The organism is Pseudoalteromonas sp. MEBiC 03485 (genome assembly GCF_004195145.1).
In the GTDB taxonomy this organism is placed as follows: domain Bacteria; phylum Pseudomonadota; class Gammaproteobacteria; order Enterobacterales; family Alteromonadaceae; genus Pseudoalteromonas; species Pseudoalteromonas apostichopi.
This window is the reverse complement of the sequence record NZ_SGBT01000001.1, coordinates 1,313,755-1,337,809: the sequence shown is the minus strand read 5'-3', so window position 1 is coordinate 1,337,809 and position 24,055 is coordinate 1,313,755. Positions and strand designations below refer to the sequence as shown.

The window sequence follows — 24,055 nt, the reverse complement described above, 5'->3', positions numbered from 1 at the left end:
AACTAAATTAATTAGCTTTTCAACAGCGGCGAATTATCGCAAATATACAGCCTATTTGCTATAACCTGCCGATTTTTTGCCGCTTTCTAACTGTTCTAAATACAATTCTAACGTTAATAAACTGCCTATTTTTTCAGGGCGAATTGAGTCGTCCATTGCAAAGAACTTGGATAGAATTTTATTAACTTGGTCATTGCCAATTAATGTTGCGACTCGGCTATTTGGCATACATAACATATCTGTAAGATACTGCTTAAATTGCGTTTCTCTGAGCCAAGTGTCGTAGGCTACATAGTGTCGCTTAGGGGCAATTGAGCGATATAGCTTGCGTGCCACTCTTTCAAACAGAGAACCTTTTATTAGCTTTACTAATTGTTGCTTAACTGGATTTACCTTTGGCTCAACTTGATTTTCGGTCAATGAAATTGGTTTTCCTGTTTGTTGCCAAGGGATCGCTGCAAAATAGTCAGGATAATAACGTAACAACATTGCGTGGTATAACTTACCATTACGTCTAAAGCTTTCTGGTAGAGAATAAAGAAACTCAACCAAATCGTTATCCATAAACGGTTTAAGGTTATGTAACTGATGACTCAATAAATCACTTCCAGCGCCAATAAAGCGTACTCCGCGATTATAGATAAGCACTGGATCATCATTTTCATGTGTAAAGTAGTCATGATCAATGTTTGCATGTTGAACATGCTTAGTGTAGCGAGTTGCAATTCTTTTCTGCTTTGAGATTGTTGCTTGCGACTCAGGGAATAAATAGCTCCCGCCAAAAGTCACATCACCTAAATAACCATTGAGTAAATAATTAGACTCTTGCGCAATCAACTCTACAGAGCTAAGTGCATGCATGTGTAAAATATTCTTCAAGCCATCAGTCAACCAAACACCACGTTCTCTGCCAGAGAACCAATTGCTTTGATCAATTGCAACCAACTGGTTAGATACCCCTGCGAAATCTGCCACTTGTTTGGCTATAACGGCGTCATCACAGCTTGGTTCACCAAAGGTAAATGTTTTAATTTCGCCTTTATAATGCTGCTTGGCTCCTGCTAGTAAAACTCTAGAGTCAAGGCCTCCGCTTAGCGTGATCGCTAATTTAGGCTGTTTTACCACACTCATACATCGAGCCATACTAGCATCAAAAAGCTGATAAGATTTATCAACAGCCTCATCAAACGAGATGTCATTTAGTGGTTTAATCTCTGACCATTGCCAATAGAGTTGCTGCTGATAGTGTTCTGCTTGGGTATTAATAGTGACTAATGTTGCCGCTGGCACACGTCGTATATTCTTAAATAAAGTTTGCTCACCAAGCATGTGCCCTACATCAACATAGGTATCTAAAGCCGACTGATCGATCTCTTGTGTGTAGTCTGGGTGCAGTAGTATGGCTTTTGGCTCACTTGCAAACCCTTTTATACGATCACCTTCAACCCATAGGTAAAGTGGTTTAATACCGAAGCGATCTGTTGCCAAATGAAGTGCTTGTGTTTGTTTATCATATACCGAAAAAACAAAGTAACCATTTAAGCCATGACAAAACTCAAGTAGGTTATCAATTAGGTACTGCTCGCAAAGATTCTGTAGCGCATCTTCAGTTTTACAGTCATTACCATTGATTGAAAAGATATCGCCCCAAATAGTGACGTGCAAACGATCATCGCTATATTCGTAGCACGCTATATGCTCAACATTTTTAAGCATGTGCTGATAGTGCTGCGAAACAAAATAACTATGTTTATCGCCTGCTACATTCGCAAAGCAATCATGATCTTCTGCTACTTGGTCTGGGCTAATAAAACCGATCATACCGGGCATACTAAGAACCTCGAATAAAACTGTAAAACTTGAGTAGTTGCGGTGTAATTGCGATTAAGTAACCTACACAAATAAGCACAAACAAATATACTGGAGCTAATATTAATAATGGCTGTATAAGTAGTAACAACAAGGCTGCTATCGCAAAAAATGCTATGCATGCTGGCCCGAGTGCGGCAGCAAACTGGAAAAAAGACAAACCACTAATAGGCTTAATAAGAAGTTTCCAGTGCAGTAAAAATAATAAAACCTGTAACGCAACCAGCGCTTGCACCATTACCGTAATACCTTCATTAATTGAAAGTACGATAACTAAGGGACGCACAATTGTTACAGCAATATTCCACCAAAAACCACGTTTTACTTCACCACTAGAACGCAACAGCACACCGATAGGGTTCATCATAGATATGATAAGCATATATAAGCCAAGCCAACGAAGAAGCTCAGCATGTTCCAGCCACTCATTTCCATAAGCCATTCCTAAAATAAACTCAGGGAATAGAGCAACTAAAGAGTACAAAGGTATATTGATTAAGCTAAGTAGCCTAATCACCATGCCATATAAAATAGCTAAGCTATGCGTTTCTTTATGTTTAACAATAAGCGGGAAGGCCACTTTATTTACCACTGGATTAATCAATTGTAATGCAGGTCTAAATACAAGGGCTTTAACGTAAGCATAAATACCAAGAACTTCTGGCCCTAGTAATTTACCGATCAGCAACTGATCAAGCTGGGCACTTATAAAGTTTACGAAGCTCTCACCTGTTTGATATAGACCATACTTAATTGGTGCGATAATGCTGTTTAAACTTAACTTGCTAAACCCAGGCCTTAAAAGAGGGAAGCCAACTAAAAAGCAGGTACTTAAAAGCAGAGCATTCAGCAATTGAGAAAACACAACTGACTCTAATCTCAAATCAACTGCTAACAATATAATTAATGCTATAAAACTTGCCACACTGGCGAATACTTCAATTTTGGCAATACTATTAAAGTGCATTTTTTGCTGTAACAAGGCTAACTGCTGCTGCCCTAAACTGCGAATAAAAAATACCGGAGACAAATAACATAACAACAAAGACAGTTGTGGCATGTTAAAGAAAGACGCAGTAGGCACAGCCATCATAAGCACTAGCAAAGAAATAACGATACCTAAAATTACATTGACTAGGTATAACTGGTTGAGTTGTGATTTTTCTAACTGTTTATGGAATATCAAGGCGTTTGAAATGCCTGCATCGCCAAAGATTTGGGCAAACCCTACCACCAACTGTATAATTGCCAGTACACCGAGCTCTGCTGGCGTTAAGAACCTAGCAAGTACAACTAGCTGCGCTAACTGAAGGCCACCTTTAATAAGTGTGGCAGAGGCAGTCCAAGATACGCCAGATACAGCATCACGTGCGACACTCATACTAATTTATCCATGGAGCTGCTCTAACATATTGCGCCATTTAGGTGCTAATGCTTGCTCAGTAAAATGTTGGTTCATCAAGTCAGGGTTACGGTTATTATCTTTGCTAATTAAATTATTTAGCTCTGAATAACTCATGCTGGCTACTTCATCAGTTTTGTAAATTTCAAAGCCAAGCTCAGTTAAGTAGTTATAACTAGATGTGTCTGAAAGCAAAAACATGGGTTTACCCATTAATAACATGGCATATGCAACATATAACCCTTGTTGACGATGTTGAGCGAACACCGTTAAATGCACATCATTTAGTAATTTATCGTAGTCTTGCTTGTTAAGCATTTCAGTGATAGCAATAAATTTATCACCAAATAGTGTCGTTGCATGTTTAACCACTTCATCAATGTAACTTTGCTCACCACCATAATTAAGTGGCATGATAATTTCGATATTTTCATTGGCCAAATGAGCAAGCTTGTTTAAAGCGTCAATATGGTTATTACTCGCTGATGCCGAATTACCTACGAGTATTTTAAGTGGTTTTTCAGAAGTTAATTGCTCGCGGTCTTGTTCAACTTTCATCCCGATGAGTGGATATGGCAGCACTTTAACATTTCGCTTAAATAATACGCGTTGAGCAAGTTTTGCATCACCTTTATTTAAAGCAAATACTTGCTTATATCGGTTAATCACTAATGCATGTAAAACATGGACGACACGTTCTTTTATGGTGCGCTTCCGCCTTGTGTGACGATAGAGCTCAGCCCCCCAAAGTACACAACTACAGCGTTTTGTAACCGAACTAAGCAAGAGTTTTTTCCAAACATGCATGTCAAAAGAGCCGTGAAATACTATTTGGTCTTCTTTAGCTGTACTCTCAAGCAAAGCAAAAAGCTCTGCATTATTCTTATAATTTACAAAGTTTGGTATCGATTCGGGTGTTTTAACCCAAAACAATTGTTCAGCGTCTGGTCTACATTGTTGTTCAAAAAATTGTTGCATCGGTTTATAGTGATGCGGCGTATCAGCAAAGATATGGATTATACGTTTTGTCATATCGATTATTTAGTTTGGTAGGCTGCTAGGAAAGATTTTTCATGCGCAAGTAAGCCATCTTCTCGCGCTTTAATATATTTTGCAGGCTGACCTGCGTAAATCCCCCAAGCAGCTAAAGAACGATTCACCATAGTTAATGCACCAACAGCAACGCCTTGCTCTAACGTAACCCCTGGGAAAATAACACTGCCACTTCCAACAATTACATGCTTAGCTAGTGTTACAGGGGCATGTTCAACGTTAGTAAACTCACGATCAATAGTCGGGTTAGTTAAAAAAGCCCCTGAATAATCATCACTGCTTGAGTAGATAGCAACCCTTGAAGAAATATTACAAAAATCGTCTAATTGAATATGCCCAGTGCCAATAAGGCAGCTGTATACAGCTAGATGAATATGACTTCCTAGTGTAATACCGCCCTCTCCTGCTGAAAGAACACAAAAATCATCGATACGGACGTTGTCGCCTATAGAGATTCTTGAAGCACCGTAAATAGACGCTTTTTTTGATATTTTTACGTTCTCACCGAGTTTTGAAAGACCCAGGCTGAGTAATTCATCTCGCGTATAAATTGCCATCTAGCTTCCTATTAAATGGGTGTATATTAACAACTGCTTTCAAGTGCTGAAATTAAACTACTACAAATCTGTTCAACGCCTTCTAATGTCAAATCAGTAAACATAGGTAAACATAAAATTCGTAAACTTAACTCATTACCATGTGGCGTGCTGCCCTGCATTCCATACGCAGGAACTGTAGACAAGCTTGGATAAAAGTAACGTCTTGTTTGAATACCTTGTTCGAGCAACTTAGCCTGTACTTGTAACAATTGTTGTTCACTTTTAAGGACTACAGGCATATATGCACCATTATTATTACCTTTGGAGTGCCACGTTTGAAAACTCAACAAACCTTGATTGAGAGGTCTCGATAAGCACTTTTGATAATGTCCTATTAGTTCGCACCTTTTTCGGGTTATAAAAGGCAAATACTCTAGTAAGCATAATCCCATAGCGGCATGCATTTCGCTCATCTTGGCATTGATACCCACTAATTCAGGATAAAAGTCAGAATTAAAGCCAAAGTTTATTAACTGTTTAGCTTTTAAATAATCAGACTCATGCTTAAAGATGATGGCACCGCCTTCTACACTATGGAATAACTTTGTAGCATGTAAGCTTAACGTTGCTACATCTCCATGTTCAAGCACTGTATTCCCGCTGATATTGCTCGCAAAAGCATGAGCAGCATCATATATAACTTTTAAGTCATATTCTTTTGCCTTTCTATCTATCACCTCTACATCACATGGATTGCCAAAGACATGAACACCGACTATTGCACTTGCCTCAGATAATTGTTCAGCCGTTGCTTTATTTAAATCTAAATTATAAGTTTCTGGATCTATATCGACGAATTCTGGTTCTACACAAGCGAATTTTAACGCGCTAGCAGTTGCTGCAAATGTGAATGGTGTTGTTATTGCTTTCCCTTTGATATTTAGCGCAGCAAAAGCGACTTGTAAAGCAAGTGTACCATTGGCAACTAGTAATAAATGCTTTACACCAAAATAGCTAGCTAATTGACGTTCAAACTCTTGTAAACACTGGCCATTATTTGTTAACCAGCAGCGCTCAAATATACCATCAATTTGCGCTTTGTACGCGTCGATTGAAGGCAAAAACGGTTTTACTATTGGATACTTCACTCATCATGCTCACAAAACAAAAACAGTGTCGAAGTGTAGCAAACAACGATTACAGGGGCTAGCGGAGAAAGGAATTTTTGATTGAGCAATCGTTAGTAAACTTTATACATAAAAAAAGCGAGCCTAGGGCTCGCTTTTTTAAAACCATAACTGGCTATGTAAACTAATTACTTAGTTTTTACACGGTCAGCGTCAGATTTAGAGTAGTAAACACCAGTTACATCGATGTCAGCAGTTGGAGAGTTAACTACTACTTTGATGTGTGCGTTACCAGTTACACCGCTTTCTGCAGCGAATGCTTTAACTTCTTGAGAGATGTTAGTAGTCGCTTTAGGAGTAGCTGTAGCTGTAAGTGTTTTAGTGTAAGTTTTGCCGTCAGCTGTGATATCTACAGTGATTGCACCAGCAACAGAACCAGTGTTAGAAACATTGATTGACTGTGCGTACTGAGTACCAAATGGCATGAATACGATGTTTTCATCGAAACCATTTAGAGTCCAAGAACCAGCTGAAGCTGAAGCAATTGCTTTAGTTGAAGCAGTACCAGCAGCTGTGTTGTACTTGATTGTTGAATCAACAGTGAACTTTTGTGTAGATAGGATAGGCGCTTTAGAGTTTGCTTTACCTAATACAGTGAAAGTAGCTGTCATAGCTTCTGCAGTGTTACCAGCAGCGTCAGCAACAGTTACAGTGATTGCATCACCAGCTGTGTTGATTGTGCTTGTGTAAGTGTCTGCAGTACCAGTTGCTTTGAATGCAGCAGCTAGTTCAGTAGCGCTAACACCAGTAGTACCGTCAGTGTCCATCCAAGAGAAGTCACCTTTGATCACGTGAGTAGCACCAGTGTAAACTGCGTCATGAGTACCAGCAGTAGCAACTACTGGAGTTACTTCTAGTACGTCAGTAGTGATTGTGTCGTTACCAGCAGTGAATTGCTTACGCTCGTTTTCAACGTCGATTACACCGTTAAGTGATTTAGTAACTGAAGAGCTAAGTTGAGCTTTAGAAGTTACAACAGTTGAAGTAGCTGTACCAACGTTGTCTAGGTCTAGACCAGTTGAAGTTTTAGCAGCGTAAGTTAGTTTGATGTCGCCAGCAGCGTCAGTTACTGTAGTAGTTTTAAGAAGCGCACCGTTTAATAGGAAGCTCTTACCGCTGAATACTTCAACTGGAGAAGGAACTGCAGTTACACGGAAAGTAGCTGTAGTAGCAGTTTTAGATAACAGACCAACAGTTGGGTTGTTAGTAAAACCAGAGAAAGTGATAGCAGGGTTAGATGTAGTATCGAACTCAGCACCAGTTAAAGTGATAGTGAATGTATCACCTACAGCGTATTCTGCAGCTAATTTGATTGTAAGCTGAGGTACAGCAACAGTTGTTTGACCAACAGCACCTTCTAAAGATACAACAGAAGGAGTAGCTGTAGTAGTCGCAGCGTTTGCGCCAAATGCAGCAACGCCTAGAGCAACTGCTAGTAATGATTTTTTGAACATTATATATTCTCCAAAGTTTCATGAAACAGGAACGTTCATTGTTCCTTTTTTTTTAGTATGAATGACCATGCACCATAGGCCGTCACCTAAGTGACTACTAGTCGAATTCAGATTCAGTCTAATGAATGTTAGTTTATTGTCAAGTAATTAACAGTCGTTACACTAACTTAATTATATTACCGTTTTATGTAATCTATGTACACTATTTAAAAACCTTAATTTTCATAAGGTTATATTCGCACTCTAATTTTCAGTAAAAAAAAAAGCCTTTCGTTACAATTGTTTACAATACCCAATTTGTATACATTTTAACCTATACATATTCTGTCAATTTATTTGCAAAACTATCTTAACAATAGCTCATAAAATTAATTCGTACCAAAGCGCCACCCTAAAGGTTAAAACACACATAAAAGGACTGATTTTTTAAATAAGCAATTAAGTTTTACTACTGTACAGGATTTTTCGTAGTTTCAGGCAATTTGAGCTCATTTAAGCCCTGCTTGAATTGCTCATATACACTTTCCCACTCAGCCGTTGAACCAATAATTCGTGGAGTAACTAACACTACTAACTCTGTCTTCGTTTTATTGTTGTTAGTACTGTCAAAAAGCTTTCCGAATAATGGAATGGTTGAGAAGAATGGCACAGTTTTATCGCCCAAAGTGCTATTTTCACTAATCAAACCACCTAACATAATGGTTTGACCATCAGCCGCTATAACTTCTGTTTGTAGACTTCGTTCAAAAACGATAGGGTTACCTTCGGCACCAGTCCCATCTGCTTGGTTACTTATTTCTTGGGCGATTTCCATAACCACCACACCTTTTGCATTAACCGTTGGGGTAACTTTTAAATCTATACCTGTTTCAAGGTAGTCGACAGATGAGCGAGAACCAACTGTGGTATCTGTAATTATTTCTCCAACAACAGGGATGCGATCACCCACGCTAATTGTTGCCTCAACGCCGTCTCTTACTGCCAATGTTGGTCGTGATAGAACATTGACATAATTGTTTGTTTGCAACAAATTAACGGCTAACCTTCCTGTCGCTCCACTTAGAGCATAAGTCAGTCCAGTACCATTCGATTGTAAATTAAACCCTCCAACAGACGTCGCTCCCATATTTGTCAATGCAAACTCAACACCTTGTTTAAACTCATCAGTTAAGCTTACTTCTGCTATCATTACTTCAAGCATTATTTGCTTTGGCATAATGTCCAGGCGCTTAATCATAGGTAATAAATTTCGATATGCATCACCCGTTGTTTTGAAGATCAATGAGTTTGAACGCTCATCAACTACCATCTTCATACCTTCAGTTTGGACAGAAATATTACTTGGGGCTTGTCGCTTATTCGATTGTTGATTATTTTTAATTTGCTGGTTCTGGCTACTTGCTGAAGTACTACTTCCTAGAGGTTCAGCTGAATTCCCTACTAATAAGTTTTGTAGGCTCGTGCCTAAATCGACTGCTCTGGCAAATTCAGGCACAAAAACAAAGTATTGCTCTTGATTACCATCAGCTGGCTGATCTAGCTTACTCGCCCAGAAAGTTGCTCGTTTTAAAAACTCTTTATTATTTGTAAAAAAGACCATTGTGTTAATGCGCTCTAGAGGCACAATAGATATGGCTTGTTCGGTTGTGGCATTAATACTGACCGAGATCCCTTCTTGTTTCATTAAGTCTTGTAATAATTTACTTAATTGGTCAACCGGCACAAAGCTTGATTTGTACATACCAATTGATCGATTACGAAATGCTGGTTGATCAACCAACTGCATAAACTCAAGCGCCTTCACTATATCGTTACGCTTCCCCTTAAACATAATGGCATGTTGTTCAAACATAGGTTGCGCATTTACATTAGTGAGCTGACGAATTGTATTAGCAAGCGGAGTTTGCATTCCTGCTTTAAAAGGCGCTAGTTGTATTATTTCATTTGCGGTGTTTGGAACATCCTCAGGGTTTGCACCATATCCGTAAACTAGATTATTAGCGATGCCCCCCTCAGTCTGATGAATGTAATAAATACCGTCTTGAAAGCGAATTACAATATTACGCTCTTGCAGCATTTGCTCACTAAGAGAAAACAATTTACGTTTGCTGAGCGGATCTTGCAGATTTAAGGTAACTTGAGCTTTACTATTATTTAGCTGTTCACCCAAAATATAATTAACATTTAGTAATTCACCAAAAACATAGTGTAAGTAGTCTTTAATTAATAGGCTATCTGCTGTTAACTTAACTTGTTCAACATCACTAAACTTACTCGCAAGGTCCGTTTGCTCTGACTTTAGCCTGCTATCGTTTTGTAGCGCTTCAACGTACACAATACCTTGATTTGTAGGGGCTACTTGTTCAGCGCCTGTGGTGGTTTCTACTTCACCTGCTGCGACTTTTTTTGTTTGTACTTTTTCTAAATACGATGGTGTAGGTGTAATTCCACCATTGCTTCTAGCGCAACCTGTTAGCACACTCATCGTCACTATGCCTAAAAAAAGAACCTTACTGTGTTTCATAAATTATCCAGACACTATAACTATTTGTTTATTAACCACGTTTATACATGGTCAAAGTAATGTTTTGTTGATCTTTGCTAAGCTCAACCTCGGTATTTGACAGTATTTTTAAGCTATAACCATGCACTGTTTGCATGTCATTATATTTGACAAGCTGGCTACTACCATCATTGATATCTTTTTGCTCTATAAGCACATACGGCTTAATTGTGAATATAACGGCCTTTAACCTAAGCTCATAATTATCTGCAAATACAGTAACCAATTCGCCATTTTGTTCGGCTTGTTTAGCGGCTGACAAGCCCTTTTCTTGTACTTTACTGCTTTGCTCTGGCTGAGTGTATTTTTTATATACTTTCTCTAACCCTTGTTTTGAACTATCAGAAAGTAAAGGAAGCGAAACTTCAACTAAACTTTGCTGACTAAAATCACTATCTTTTTCAGTTGATTTTAAGCTTAAACGACTATTGAAATCTGCTACTAAAATTAACGCAATTACAACTACCGAGATTAGTAACGTTTTATTCATTACGCTTCTCCTTGTTGCATGTAAAAACTTAATTCGATTGTGCCATCAACCTGCCCTAACTCCTGCTCACTTTGTCCTTTAATACGCATATTAAAGTCGCTTACTTGGATAATCGGGGTGCTTGTTTCAAGTTCAACTAATATCTTTTGAAAGTTTAATAACTTACCGCTTATATTCAGTGTTAGTTGATGGCGCATTAATGTGTTATCTGCAACCTTTAAACTTACTAACCAATTACTGTTATTTATTTGCAATTGATATTTTGCCATTAACTGTTCAACTTGTTGCTGCATGGCCAGTTTAAACTCTGTATCTTTTTGAGGTGCTACAAATAAACGATTAATTTGCTCAAGCTGCTGAGTTATTTGCTGTTGCTGAGCATCAATTGCTGTTTGATTTTTGATCACACTTTGTGATTTAGCGGCGCGCTTTTGCAAGTTACTAATCAAATTAACCTGCTCTGCTTGCCAATCAACTAAAGGCACAACGATAAACTTCAAGACAAGTAATACGCCTATAATTCCTAAGGCAACTTGCTGCTTTGGTTCAAGTTTATTCATTTCCCCTCCTGATTAGAGGCAAATGAAGTTACCTGATCGTCATGTGTGTTTAACATAAAGCTGATAACAAAGCTTTCACCACCGCGCTCCTTGCGTGATGGATAATCAAATCTAGCATCTTCGACCCGCTTATCTTTCATTATGGTAGCAAGCACATCTGTTGCTCTATTTGCTTTTCCTCTTAAAACAAATCGCCCCTCTTGCCAACTGATACTGCTAAGTTGTGTATTCTCAAATAAATCGCTTATAACTAAAAAAACGGGGCTAGTAATTGAAAATTGCTGTAATAATTGCTGACGCTGTTGGAGTGTCTCACTACTTGTTAAGTATGCATTCAAAGTATTTAGTGCAGTATTAACGGATGACTTGTTGATTTCGAGTTGACTCTCTAATTGATATGTTTTGTAAAAAAGGTAAGTGCTCGTTAATAGTGCGTATGTAACAAATAACCCAGCAAATAGACCACTGTAACGTAGCGCAATGCGTTTGTTAAATACATTGTTTGGTAAGCTAAAAAATGTTTGTAGATATTGTTTTGGAAGTGCATATAAACCTTTAATTATACGAGCTGTATACTCTTGCTCCGTGTCTATACTGATAACCTTTTTTAATGGAATACCAAACATACTTGTGAAGCGGTCTGGGTCATTTATTAGTTTACTAACCAGCAACGAACAGACATTGTTTTGATGTTTAGTAACGAAGCTAGCCGTTTTAACTTGATTAGAAATGACTTCACCATTTGTCACTGTTTGGCTCAAAAGAAGTGATTCAGGCAATGTGATCCAGGCTTTAGGAAGATACTCAGCAAAACGCCACTGCATTACTTGGCTTTGCTCTGCTTCAATTTGCGTTACTAATGTATGGGTTATGCCTTGTTGCTCTGTATTTTTTAGATCTATTGCAATTAATTGTTTTAGCTCTTTCTTATTGCCAATTGGATAAGTAAATAATTGCTCATTGTAATGTTGGCGACCAACAATAAGTAACCATTTAGTTTCTTCATTGATTGATGCTGGCTTTAAAGCAAATTGCTGATGTTGATCTAGTACAAGCTGGTAAGGTTGATCGGTATAAAAAGCAACCACTTTGCACAGCCATTTTTTCAGCAATAACTTAATATTATTATTAATCATTATGTTCTCTACCGAGCCTTTACAGCTAGTTTATTCACCACAGGATCTTTTGTTGGTTGTAAATGATAGTAAGTTGTTTTGGTTACTACCGCTTCTCCAACCTTAACTGTTAACGTTATTTTGAATAAATTGGATGGATATAAAATAATATCGCCACTCTCAGATATGCCCGTTGCACGCACAAAATCATTAACTGTTAACCTGTTAGCCCTGCGTTGCATAATAACATATTCTGCAACATCTTCGCTCAATAAAGCGTATAGCAGGGTATCGGGTGAATTCATCGGATTGAACGCACCTTTTTTATATTGTGTTGTATTATTTGCAAGTACTTTCAATTGTGCTGGTTGCAAACCTAAATGACTTAGTTCTTCGATATCATGAATTGCGGCATTTCGTGCAATTACATCATTTTTTATATAATCAGAATGTGTGTCTAAGCTTTGCCAAGCCATGATCTGCAACACTGCAAGCTGGGCATCATAATCATTTAAGCCACTGTAGGTCAACAATCGCTTTAATCGTGTTTCTTCTGGGTAGTGGATATTTAACAAGCCTCGAAGATCTTGTAACTGAACTTCTACATTATTTGTTGTTTTAAAAGGCTCCCCATGAAAATTCCAAGATGTGATAAGAGGATTATTAACGGGCGGAGTAGCCATAGGTGTTAGTTTTTCAGTGAGTAATGAAAATAATATGCTCGCCTCAGCATTGTTAAGCTCAACTAAAGCTTGTGCTTTATCAATCATCATAGTTGCATTTTTAACTTGTTGGCGTGCTGACTGAGTAAAATACAAAGCTAAAATAGACACTACAGCAACGATTAGTAGTACTTGTACTAATGCAATACCTCGCTGTTTCATCACAGCTCTCCCGTTTGTATGTAATTACCATACCAACGATTTGGCTCTTCATCTAACTGAAAATAAAAGTCCATTGGCTGTTGATTTTTTAATAGTGTCAACCTTATTTTCTGAGGAGTTAGTTGTTGCTCTAACCCAGAGTATGTAGCCTGCCAAGTAGGTGTTGAGCCAGGCTCTTGCAACGCTTTTTGCTCTAGACTTTCCCAACCAAAATAGCTAAAAGTAACTCTATCTAAGTCGCTAAGTAGCGTTTTTTGATTCGTAAATTCTATGTTCTGCTCTGAGTTAATTAGCAACATGTCAGCACTTGAAATTGCTTGGTAGACAAGGTCAAAACGGCCCAGCTTATTTTGCACAGCGGTTAATCTCACAAGCTCTGGATTTTTGGTATCTGTATATCCATTTTTGGTCATCATGAGTAGGCTATCTTCACCGCCAACAAAAAACATTTCTGGCTGGCCTTTACTATTTTTTATTAGGTATGGCTCAACCCCTTCTAATAAGCTCTGTAAAATGTAAATTGCTTTTGCTTGCTCAATATCGCGCTCAAAGCTACCTAATTCTTTATCCCAACGAGAGGCAAGCTGCATATAGACATAATTACCAGTGAACATAATGAGTGATAGCAATGTCACTGAAATCAATAACTCAATTAATGTAAAGCCTTGCTGTTTACGCATCATGCCAGCTCACTTCATTTAAAATGTAGTTTTTCTCAATCCCGTTACGTTTAATGATAAGAGAAATGCGCCAGAGCTTGATTTGCTTTTTATCTGCTATTTCTTCTGCAAACTCTAGAGCCATAGTTTCATTAATAATAACTTTACTTTGCACTACTGAGGCTTGCCATTGATATTCCCCCCCCCAAGCATTACCTTGCTCTGATAGTTGTGATTGTTCTGAAGATGCAGCTTGGATCTGCAGTTGAATGCGCGATATTAATGCAGGGAGGTTTGCGACTACATTAACATGATTACTTGCTTTCTCACTTGCAATAAATGCCCCTCGGTAAATTAGTGAAACCGCGGCAAGCGAAGAGAAAAGAATTATAGTAGCTATGAGAAGCTCAATTAATGTAAAGCCTATCTGTTTTTTTTGTTTCATCTTGGTGTTGGTTGCAGACTAATCATTAATGGTTCACCACGTACATAACCTTGAATTTCATTAGGAGAAGTGAGTCCGTTTTTATTAAAGTTAACCCACTGAGCTTCAAATCGTAATGACTCAAGCTTTTTGGTTTTTATTATTTCTTGTTCATCAAGAGTGTACAAATTAAGCGTATTATCTTTCAATTCAAGTCGATACGCCCTCGATTCTATAAATGATTGAAAAGCTATGCTTTTTATCCAGTTGCGCGTTTCAAGTAGCTCTGTTCTAGCTGCACTTTTGTCGACAGCTTTAACAGAGATTGGAGCTACAACTGAAAGTAATAAGGAGACAATACTTAATACAATGATTAACTCGATCAAGGTAAAGCCATGTGCAAATTTATTATTTGCGCCCGTCATTAGAAGCCTACGTCGTTTAAAGAGATCATGCTCATCAACATGATAACGACGATACCACCGACGAAACCACCCATAAATAAAATCATTAATGGTTCAATCAACGACGTCATATTGTCTGTCCAGGTTTCAAAATCTTGTCGTGAACGATTTGCTATTTCATCGAATACGATATCTAAATTACCGGACTCTTCCCCCACTTCAAGCAGTGAAATATAAAATGGTGGATATAAAGAAGTTTGCTGTAATGCTGGGGTCAATTGACTACCACGTTTTACTTTTTTTCGCGCAATTGTCATTTCGTGATGTAGTACATGGTTTTTGATATTGCCCGCAGCCAGTTCTAATGCTTGGTCAATGGGTACACCAGCTTTCAACATCAAACTTAAACCACTATTAAAACGTATGCGCTCAACTGTGGCGCTCGCATTCGCTATTACAGGTAATTTTAGTGCTGTTTTATGCCACCAATGCTGAAAACCTTTACGTTTACTTGCCCAAATAAGGGCAGGGACTGAAGCAATAACTGCTAATGCCAAGAACACTTGATAGTCATTCATCCACTCACTAATAGATAACATAAGCTGGGTATACCAAGGAAGCGAGCTTAATTGACCAAACATATCAGCCATTTTTGGAATGATGAAATTAAATATGAAAAAAATACTTAAAATACAAACAAATAAAATAACGCATGGATAAGTAAGTGAACCTACAATTTTTCGTTGTAGTTCACGTTTAAACTTAAGATCTTTGGCGATACCAGCAAATATTTCGCTTAAGTTTCCTGAAGCTTCACCTAATTCAATTAAGTTACAATAAAGGTTATCGAATACATCAGGATAAGCTCTGAGTGCTTGAGAAAGGCTACTCCCTTTCTTTATGCTACTGCTAATGTTAGCAAGCATTTGTGCTAATGCAGCTTTAGCTTTTGTTCGCCTAATAATGTCTAGGCCACGATCAATCCTAACTCCAGTTGCAAGTAACAAACTTAACTCTGCTGTTAAAAATTCTAGGTCGGCTAAGGATACCTTGCTTTGAAAAAGCACACCGGTCGTTGCTCTTTTTTGCTCTTCTTTAACTTCAAATGGCAGTAACTTTTGAACTTTTAATTTGTTAATTGCATCTTGCTCAGAGGTTGCTTCAATAAGCCCCTCTGATTTTGCGCCAGATGAGTCATAGGCTTTGTAATTAAAAAGCGCCATTAACCTGCGACCCGTATTACTTCATCAATAGTTGTATGACCTAGTACCGCTTTGTGTAAACCATCCTCGAGTAAGGTTCGGCGATTAAGCGAGTGGTTATGATTTTTAGCTTTAGGTATGAAATCAGCATCTTTTGGCATTGCTTTAATTTCATTATCACAGCGTAAATACTCTGTTACGGCCATTCGGCCTTTATACCCGGTATGAGCACAATGCTCACAACCTTTACCTCGAACTAAATTAATCGTATCGATACTAAAGCGTTCAGCAAACTGATTCAGGTTATATTTTTCTATAAGCTTTTGTGCATCAGGATCAGGTTCACTGCAATTGCTACATACTTTTCGTGCTAAGCGCTGTGCAACTATCGACACCAGTGCAGCATTGAGCAAGAACTCTTCTACACCAAGATCAAGTAATCGAGTATAAGCACTTGCAGCATCATTTGTATGAACAGTACTAAATACTAAGTGTCCAGTTAATGCAGACTGTAATGCAATTTGAGCAGTTTCTTTATCTCGTATTTCACCCAACATAATTACATCAGGATCTTGACGAACTATAGAGCGCAGGCCCGCTGAGAAGTCAAAACCTATATCACTATTAACTTGCACCTGATTTATACCTGGTAATTGGTATTCTACCGGGTCTTCTAAAGTAATAATTTTTACATCATCATTATTTAGTGCGTTCAAAAATGTATATAAGGTTGTTGTTTTACCAGAACCTGTAGGGCCGGTTAATAACACAACCCCTGCTGTTGTTTTGATATCTTCGCGGATCAATTCATCAATGTCATCTGATAAACCCAAAACGGACATATCGTAACGTACGTTCTCTTTTCTTAGAAAACGCATAACGACTGATTCACCATCATTTAATGGTAATGACGATACACGAATATCAAGCTCTTGATTGGCAATTTTCATTTCGATTTTGCCATCTTGCGGGCGGCGCTTTTCAGCGATATCCATTCCCGACAAGATTTTCAAACGCGTAATTATTGGCAGTTGTTTACGAGCCGAAATAGTTTCAGCTTCATGCAACACACCATCAATTCTAAAACGCGCCCTGTAGCGGCCTTGGTAAGGCTCTAAGTGCATGTCTGATGCACCTTGGCGTAATGCTCTACTAATTAGTGAATTTAGTAAGTTTACTGTAGGGGCTTCTGTAGCTAATTCTTTTAGGCGTTCTTCCTCATCTAAAGGACTATCATCATCGATATCTGTTAAAGGCTCTTCGTACTTTGCTGCTAATAATTGAATATCAACTTCATTCGCAATGAATAAAGAATAAGATTGATTATTTTTACTTAACCAATCATTCATTACTTGGTTAAGTGGATCCTTACAAGCAAAGGAAATGTGCTCTTTATTGTCAGTTATTGGTAACCAGCTTTGCTCAACAAACATATCAAGCATAGGCTTATCGATGACTAGTGCAGAAAAGTTAGCGTATTGTTCACTAGTAAACAGTGGGATACCTAAATATTCACTTAGTAACAAAGGAACTTGATCTTCTGGCAAGCTCCCCATGTTTACAAGTACTTGTTCTAACCTTCCGCTATATTTTGCCTGATAATTTAAGGCTCGAGTAAGATCTTGAGGGTCAACACTAAACTTTTCTATTAATAAATCATGTAATTGCATTATTGATGTATTATATCCGCGTTGTTGTCGGTACCACCCTCTTTACCATCACTACCGTATGATTTTAGTGAATATGGATTGCCATTTTCACCAGGGGTCTTGTAGACATAAGGGTTTCCCCAAGGATCTAACGGGATATCTTTTGGTAAATAAGGACCATCCCAACGTGGATCATCACTTTTACGTAACTGAGAAAGTTCTGTTGGGTATTTACCTAAATCAAGTCGATAAGTATCAATAGCGGTTTCAAATGATGACATTTGTGCTGCTGCTATTTTACGCTCTGATGAACTTAACTTAGAAAAAAACTTAGGCGCGACCAGTGACATTAAAAGCCCTAAGATGACAATAACAACAAGTAGCTCCATCATCGTAAAACCATTATTTTTTTTCATAAAACTCTCTTTAAATTTAGTTATTTTTTGACGTCTATTTTTTTTCGTCTTAGAAATCTTGCTACTTTCCAACAGTGTTGTAGTGCTAAAGAATAAAACACAAATACAATCAAAAATAGGGCAAGCATTATCCATTCAGGAACATTTAAAACTTCCCCTAGAATACCAACACCGCTCAAAATTATGGCAAAAAACAATATTGAGCTCAACGCCCTGCGAGGACTAAATCCTACCCGCATAAAGATATGGTGCAAATGATCGCGGTCAGCACTAAACGGGGATAGCCCCTTACGTTTACGGCGAATTATTATTGCCATCATGTCCATTAAAGGCACACCAATAATCCATAACGCTGTTACAGGTCTAAATGCTGATTCGGTTGTCTGAGTGCCTACCATTAAAAACCAAATAACACTCAAACCAATAAACATAGAACCCGCATCACCCATAAAAATTTTCTTATTTCTATGGCCTTTAATACCTAAATTAAACGCTAAATAAGGTAGTACGGTCGCAACAATAATAAGCGGTAAATAAACCAAAGCATAGTTACCACTAAACAGCATTAAAATAAAAACAGATAATAAGGTGAGAATACTAAGTGAGCCAGCTAAACCGTCAATGCCATCGATCATATTAAAGGCATTAATACAAGCTATGACACTAATCACTGTAAATATTATACCAAACCAACCAAGGTCAATATCACCCATTAAAAATAGATTGCCCAGATTATGAATGTATATTTCACTACTATAGATCATCACAAGAGCAACTAGAACTTGGACGCCTAACCTAATTTTTACACCTAATTGACGGTAATCATCTATAACCCCCAAAACTACAATAACCGCAGCACAAGCTAAGTAACTTACAATTTTCACTGTTAGTGGGTGAAATGCCATAATCGAAATTGCCACAGCCAAAAAGATTGACAATCCACCAATTAAAGGGATGGTGCCGGTATGCTGTTTACGCAGGCATGGTTTATCGACTAAGCCAAATTTTACAGCTAATGGCGTAATCGCCAAAATTATGATGTATGAAAAAACAAATGCAAACATCAATGTTATGAATTCAAAGGTCATTATGAAGCCTTAATTAAGAAACATACTTCATTGTTATAATGAACTAATAGCCGCTACAGCTACGCCCATTTGATACACTATTTGTGTTGCTGTGCTCCAAAGAGTCAGGTTATCAATATAATCAGAATCTAAAGGTACTACTATAGTATCACCTGGCGATAACTGAGAATTATTATTAACCGCAAACCAAGACCCTTCATTTGGCACTTCAATTAAACCACTTGCCTTAATGATATAAATACGGTCTTCATCAGCACGTTGCTTTAAACCACCACTGCGGCTTAAATAGTCATTAAGGCTAAGCTCTTCCTGATAAAGGTGTGAGCCTGAAAAGTTAACCTCACCTACAACACTTACACTTGAGCGTTTTGAAGGTATATATAGTACATCTTGATCTTCTACCTCTAAATAACGCTGGCCATTCATAATTGATGGTAGATCTATAACCAAACGACCAACGGCCCTAACATTCGCTAAGTCATTTATTAAATTATTCATATCTTGATACGATAGTGACGCATCCGTGATAGAGTTGTTAAAACTTTTAGAAGCAATATCTCGGCGTAAGTCTTCAGATAACTTCTTTAGTTGTTGCTGCTGTTGTTTTCGAGTTTCCTCACGCGTAAAAATAGCCCCCTCAGGATAAGAAAACTCAGTAAAACCGCCTGCTCGCTCAATTACTTCGGCTAATGTTTCGCCTTTTGAAATACTATAAACACCAGGGAATTTTACTTCGCCAACAATATTAATTTTTCTATCTTGCTGCCAATTTGGAATCGGGTAAATATTAATTGTATCTTTGCTTTGTAACTCAAATGATGAGCTTGACTCATCATTAACTAATCTAGCTAAATCAATACTAATGTGTTCCAAATTAGATTTCCCTGCAAAGCGAGTAATTTCAGCACTCTTCAAATAGGCAGATTCTTTTAGGCCACCAGCAGCTAGCAGCGCTCCTTTCACTGATGCATTCACAGGTTTTGGATATACACCTTCGTAAAATACCTCACCACGAATACCTATAATTTGTAATCCGTCATCAGAATTTGCTTGCTGGTTCAGTTTAGCCAAAATAGGTTTAAGCAACCTTTTTCTACTAAAAACAGCATACTCATGCTCTTCTAATTCTTCCTTACTTGTGAGCAATTCTGTGATAGAAAGAACTTCTTGCTCTTTTTCTTTAGAGAGTGTCTCAGCTAGTTCCTTATCCAAAGCTGAACCAAGATCGATAAATTCATAAAACTTTCGCTCTTCGTACTCATCCCAAAGCTTGATTTTTTCTTGTTGTTTTAACTGCTCTTTAGTCAAAGCCATGCCTGCGAGGGCATTTTCTTCACTTTCTAAAGATTGGAAACGACTAAATACAACAACAATATCGCGAGGCTTTAGCTCTAGGTCTTCTTCACCACTTACTGCATTTATGAGGGAAAACTGATGTAACTCAATATCACCACGTAAGTTAGTCTCGCGAACAATTAATGAATAATCATAGTCTGCAATTGGCAGTAAATCTGCTTTTAGAGAACCAAATAGCTGACTGACAGTTTTTCCTTCATGCCACGCGTAGTTACCTGGATGAGCAACAGCACCAAGCAGAGTCACTGCATTGTCTAATTCTTTACTAGAAGATGGAACGCGAATTACATCTCCATCATTTGGTTTATATGCATCTCTTTTAGATAAGTTAAGTTGCAGGACGGTTCTCGAACTATTACCTGTGTAGCGTTCTACAACTGTTTTCTGCGGATATGCAGCTGCATTAAAGCCACCTGCCATAGCTATTAAATCTTGACTAGATTCATTTTTTTTAAGCTCAAAAATGGCTGGTCTACGTACTTCACCTTCAACACTCACTCGCATACCAACTGGTGGAATAAATACAACATCACCCGGCTTTAAAATGACATCGTTACTACTATCACCTTTTATCAATAGGTTATATAAGTCGAGAGTTGTTACTGTTTTTCCTGCACGCTTTAATTGTATATTTCTAAGTGAGCCAATATCAGACACGCCACCACTCACAAATAATGCATGTGTAATTGAAGCTAGAGAAGGAACTGTATATGCACCAGGCTTATAAGCTTCACCTAAAACCATTATGCGGATTGAGCGCGTTTTTCCCATTGATACATAAGCCTCTGTACCAATGATTTCCTGTTTAACTTTCGCTTTTATTAAGCTCACGACATCACTGTACTGCATGCCACTAACTGTAACCGGCTTAAGATTACTAATAGTTAAGCGACCTTCGCGATCTATAATAACCTCTTCTGCGGACGTTTCTTTACCAAACAAGTTGATAGTAAAAGTATCACCAGGCCCAACAATGTAACTATCAGGTACAAGTGCACTTTCTGACGGAGCAAAAGTGGTTGGTTCGCCAGAAAAAAGCTCATACCCAAATGGTTTTAACTCATCTTCTTCTGGTTTGAACTTCTCTTCTGCTGTAATTTTTTTGTTATCTTCGTTATCGTCAAACATGCCTCTAGGCATTACAGTATCTGAGACTTCATTCGTAGATTGATTTTCGTTTTGGTCTGCCGAGACTAACATACTGAGGTCTAAGCCGTACTTCTTAGCAAGTGCTTCTTGTTGAGATTTGGGGAGTTTTTTAAATTGTTCGATTTGTTGCTTAGTTGGAGTGACTGAATGAGCTTCAGTAATAAATAAAAGCGAGATAAAAAGCGCAATTACAAGTCTAAAAAACTTCACAAAGTTTCCCTTCTAAGAAAATAAAGATAACCGCGGCATACTACATCATTTTATAAACAAAAAAAATGGGTAAACAAGTTTACCCATTCATTCTCAACTGAAAAACATTAGAAACTATACACTAGCGTTAGTGACGTTTCTGTATCTGTGTTTTCTTTATCATCCGCAACATCTGAGTTGTGAGTAATGTTGTATGCTACTTTCATTTGTAGTGAGCCGTTGATCTTAGCAAGGATTGCAGACTCTGAACGTGTTTTAGTGTTGGTATCACCATATTCAACTGATACTAACTGAGTAAAACGTGCACTGTCTGAAATTTGCCAGTTATAGTCAACTTTACCTAAAGCGATTACTTCGCCTTCACGCTCACCAGCAAGTGATTCACCGTTGTCATCAACTTCTGTGCTGTTATCAGGGTATTGGAAGTATTTATAACCCGGACCAATTTCAGCGTTTAACCACATATCAGAGCGGTCGATTAAGCGTAAACCGTAACCCGCTGAGATAACAGATTCGTTGCGATATGCACCAAAGTAATCAGATACGTGCGAACCGTAAATGAATAGGTGTGAATGCTTTTCGTTTAACTTGTAGTTACCTTGTGCAGAGATTGAGTACTTTTCGTTAGTGCGCTGTGTTTCTTTAACGCCTTGGTCGTTTTCGATCTCATCTTCTTTATAAAGACCGTCTAACTTGTACTCGTTATTCCAGTTTTCTAGGTTATGTAGAACCTTGATACCACCTTTAAGTGTGGTTGTTTCAGTGTTACCGCTTGTTACGATAGCACCTAATTCACTGGTTACATCCCAAGTTTTGGTTTCATCTGCTGCGAATGCGCTAGTTGCAGCGCTTGCTGCAACGAGAACTGATAAAGCTTTTAATTTCATTAAAAAATAACCTTTACTGCTTGTACGTTAGACTTATTAGTCTTCTTTGTGCAAATGAACATCCATTTGCGGGAATGGGATTGTGATGTTGGCATCATCTAATGCGATCTTAATGTTTTCCATTAAGTCGAAATACGTTGGCCAGTAGTCAGCTGAGTTAACCCAAGGGCGAACGACAAAGTTTACGCTTGAATCTGCAAGCTCAGATACAGCTACTGTGTATGCTGGGTCTTTTAATAAGCGCTCTTCCTTATCTAAAACTGATTTAAGTACTGCTTTCGCTTCTTTAAGATCTGCATCGTAACCAACACCGATAACTAAATCGATACGACGAGTTGATTCACGAGAGAAGTTAGTAATTGGGCTGCCCATAATTGATGAGTTAGGCATGATAATTACTTTGTTATCTGGTGTACGTAATTCTGTAGAGAAAATTTCGATTTTCTTAACTGTACCCGCTTTACCACCAGCTTCTACATAGTCACCTGATTTGAAAGGGCGAAGTAAGATGATTAAAACGCCTGATGCAAAGTTAGAAAGTGAACCTTGAAGTGCTAAGCCTACAGCTAGACCTGCAGCACCTAAAATAGCAATGAACGATGTTGTCTCAATACCAAGTTGAGATAATGCCATTAAGATTGTTGCAGCAAATACAATTGCATAGACAATGCTAGCAACAAATGAACCTACAGCTTTATCGACTTTCTTTTTATCAAATGCTTTTTCGGTTAAGCCTTCGCAGAATTTAGCGATGCGACCACCGATGAAGAAAATGATTAGCGCTAGAACCGCCTGAACGGCGTAATGTATGATTAAACCTGAATTCTCGTTGATCCAGTTCATTATTGTATCCATGTTCTCTCCTGAAGTTCATTTGTAGCATGACGCTGTGCAAATTATATATGATCTTTGGTTAAAAAATCATTAAATTACACGCAAAACTAAGAAATGAGTATTTGCTCAATTACAAAAAACGCAAGTCTAATCTGCAAAACTGAACGCCAGCTGACCAAAGGGTTATTTCTGAATTTTCTGAGACAAGTAAGTTTTTTCGACTTTTTTCATTTTAGGGGTTCACAAGCTAAACTTAATTATGTAATATGCGCGCCACACCAAACGAGGTGTATCTCAGTGGCGGCTGTAGCTCAGTTGGTAGAGCCCCGGATTGTGATTCCGGTTGTCGTGGGTTCAAGCCCCATCAGTCGCCCCACTTCTCTCCCTTAGTAAATCCATATATTTTTCTATTTTAAGTTCCAAGATCTATCTTTAACACCTGCTTTCAATTCAAAAAGCCGTCAGCTGTCAGTTTTGAGCCGAACTGTATTGTATGTGGGTAATAGCTTTAAGCGGTTGGCTGTAAGCTAGATTGTTTTGTTTGTTGGAACCGTATTGTTTTGCCGCCTGGGTATTGAATGGAAGACGCGCCAAGCAAGCGTGAGGCCTACATGGTAGGAGGCGTTTTCACGCCGAACAGATTTGACCTATTCACGGCTAA

21 protein-coding genes and 1 tRNA gene are annotated in these 24,055 nt (G+C 38.1%); 1 reads left to right on the top strand and 21 read right to left on the bottom strand.

All coding sequences use genetic code 11. The features are described from left to right. Nucleotides 1-51 precede the first annotated feature (51 nt). The 21 genes from EVU92_RS06230 to EVU92_RS06130 form a co-directional block, all read right to left on the bottom strand. Nucleotides 52-1,830, bottom strand: coding sequence for an asparagine synthase-related protein (locus EVU92_RS06230; protein WP_130050466.1), 1,779 nt, complete (start codon nt 1,828-1,830; stop codon nt 52-54). Between the two features lies 1 nt (nt 1,831). After that, on the bottom strand, nt 1,832-3,250 hold the full coding sequence (locus EVU92_RS06225) for an MOP flippase family protein (RefSeq protein WP_130050465.1): 1,419 nt from the start codon (nt 3,248-3,250) through the stop codon (nt 1,832-1,834). A 6-nt stretch (nt 3,251-3,256) separates the two neighbouring features. Then, nucleotides 3,257-4,303 (bottom strand): TDP-N-acetylfucosamine:lipid II N-acetylfucosaminyltransferase, encoded by a 1,047-nt coding sequence (locus EVU92_RS06220; RefSeq protein WP_130050464.1) that lies wholly within the window; start codon nt 4,301-4,303, stop codon nt 3,257-3,259. A gap of 5 nt (nt 4,304-4,308) precedes the next feature. Next, nucleotides 4,309-4,881, bottom strand: a complete 573-nt coding sequence (locus EVU92_RS06215) for an acyltransferase (protein ID WP_130050463.1) — start codon at nt 4,879-4,881, stop codon at nt 4,309-4,311. Nucleotides 4,882-4,907: 26 nt separating this feature from the next. Continuing rightward, entirely contained in the window at nt 4,908-6,011 is a 1,104-nt protein-coding gene (locus tag EVU92_RS06210) for a DegT/DnrJ/EryC1/StrS family aminotransferase (protein ID WP_130050462.1), read from the bottom strand. A gap of 167 nt (nt 6,012-6,178) precedes the next feature. After that, entirely contained in the window at nt 6,179-7,504 is a 1,326-nt protein-coding gene (locus EVU92_RS06205; protein WP_130050461.1) for a hypothetical protein, read from the bottom strand. A 448-nt stretch (nt 7,505-7,952) separates the two neighbouring features. Beyond that, nucleotides 7,953-10,028: a secretin N-terminal domain-containing protein gene (locus EVU92_RS06200; RefSeq protein WP_130050460.1), complete on the bottom strand. Its 2,076-nt coding sequence runs from the start codon at nt 10,026-10,028 to the stop codon at nt 7,953-7,955. 31 nt (nt 10,029-10,059) lie between these two features. Then, nucleotides 10,060-10,557 (bottom strand): hypothetical protein, encoded by a 498-nt coding sequence (locus EVU92_RS06195; protein ID WP_130050459.1) that lies wholly within the window; start codon nt 10,555-10,557, stop codon nt 10,060-10,062. Next, nucleotides 10,557-11,117, bottom strand: coding sequence for a GspMb/PilO family protein (locus tag EVU92_RS06190; RefSeq protein WP_130050458.1), 561 nt, complete (start codon nt 11,115-11,117; stop codon nt 10,557-10,559). The genes EVU92_RS06195 and EVU92_RS06190 overlap by 1 nt, the downstream gene beginning before the upstream one ends. Then, nucleotides 11,114-12,253 (bottom strand): hypothetical protein, encoded by a 1,140-nt coding sequence (locus EVU92_RS21550; protein ID WP_168990000.1) that lies wholly within the window; start codon nt 12,251-12,253, stop codon nt 11,114-11,116. The genes EVU92_RS06190 and EVU92_RS21550 overlap by 4 nt, the downstream gene beginning before the upstream one ends. An 8-nt stretch (nt 12,254-12,261) precedes the next feature. Further along, complete coding sequence (locus tag EVU92_RS06180) at nt 12,262-13,119, bottom strand: type II secretion system protein GspK (protein ID WP_130050457.1); 858 nt, start codon at nt 13,117-13,119, stop codon at nt 12,262-12,264. Beyond that, nucleotides 13,116-13,799, bottom strand: a complete 684-nt coding sequence (locus tag EVU92_RS06175; protein ID WP_130050456.1) for a prepilin-type N-terminal cleavage/methylation domain-containing protein — start codon at nt 13,797-13,799, stop codon at nt 13,116-13,118. Before EVU92_RS06175 ends, EVU92_RS06180 begins: the two co-directional genes overlap by 4 nt. Continuing rightward, the gene (locus EVU92_RS06170) at nt 13,789-14,220 is read right to left on the bottom strand and encodes a type II secretion system protein (protein ID WP_130050455.1); all 432 of its coding nucleotides are present in this window, start codon (nt 14,218-14,220) and stop codon (nt 13,789-13,791) included. The genes EVU92_RS06175 and EVU92_RS06170 overlap by 11 nt, the downstream gene beginning before the upstream one ends. Continuing rightward, nucleotides 14,217-14,624, bottom strand: a complete 408-nt coding sequence (locus EVU92_RS06165) for a type II secretion system protein (RefSeq protein WP_130050454.1) — start codon at nt 14,622-14,624, stop codon at nt 14,217-14,219. The genes EVU92_RS06170 and EVU92_RS06165 overlap by 4 nt, the downstream gene beginning before the upstream one ends. Then, entirely contained in the window at nt 14,624-15,826 is a 1,203-nt protein-coding gene (locus EVU92_RS06160) for a type II secretion system F family protein (RefSeq protein ID WP_130050453.1), read from the bottom strand. The genes EVU92_RS06165 and EVU92_RS06160 overlap by 1 nt, the downstream gene beginning before the upstream one ends. Then, nucleotides 15,826-17,475, bottom strand: a complete 1,650-nt coding sequence (locus EVU92_RS06155) for a GspE/PulE family protein (RefSeq protein ID WP_130050452.1) — start codon at nt 17,473-17,475, stop codon at nt 15,826-15,828. The genes EVU92_RS06160 and EVU92_RS06155 overlap by 1 nt, the downstream gene beginning before the upstream one ends. After that, nucleotides 17,475-17,870: a type II secretion system major pseudopilin GspG gene (gene gspG, locus EVU92_RS06150; protein WP_130050451.1), complete on the bottom strand. Its 396-nt coding sequence runs from the start codon at nt 17,868-17,870 to the stop codon at nt 17,475-17,477. The genes EVU92_RS06155 and gspG overlap by 1 nt, the downstream gene beginning before the upstream one ends. A gap of 20 nt (nt 17,871-17,890) precedes the next feature. Next, on the bottom strand, nt 17,891-18,958 hold the full coding sequence (gene wecA, locus EVU92_RS06145; protein ID WP_130050450.1) for a UDP-N-acetylglucosamine--undecaprenyl-phosphate N-acetylglucosaminephosphotransferase: 1,068 nt from the start codon (nt 18,956-18,958) through the stop codon (nt 17,891-17,893). A gap of 33 nt (nt 18,959-18,991) precedes the next feature. Next, nucleotides 18,992-21,673: an SLBB domain-containing protein gene (locus EVU92_RS06140; protein WP_130050449.1), complete on the bottom strand. Its 2,682-nt coding sequence runs from the start codon at nt 21,671-21,673 to the stop codon at nt 18,992-18,994. A 107-nt stretch (nt 21,674-21,780) separates the two neighbouring features. After that, on the bottom strand, nt 21,781-22,560 hold the full coding sequence (locus EVU92_RS06135) for a DUF481 domain-containing protein (RefSeq protein WP_130050448.1): 780 nt from the start codon (nt 22,558-22,560) through the stop codon (nt 21,781-21,783). Nucleotides 22,561-22,596: 36 nt separating this feature from the next. Then, a complete protein-coding gene (locus EVU92_RS06130) occupies nt 22,597-23,415 on the bottom strand; it encodes a mechanosensitive ion channel domain-containing protein (protein ID WP_054563554.1) in 819 nt (272 codons plus the stop codon). Between the two features lie 279 nt (nt 23,416-23,694). Between EVU92_RS06130 and EVU92_RS06125 the strand changes: the two genes are divergently transcribed. After that, a tRNA-His gene (locus EVU92_RS06125) sits at nt 23,695-23,770 on the top strand. Nucleotides 23,771-24,055: the final 285 nt, after the last annotated feature.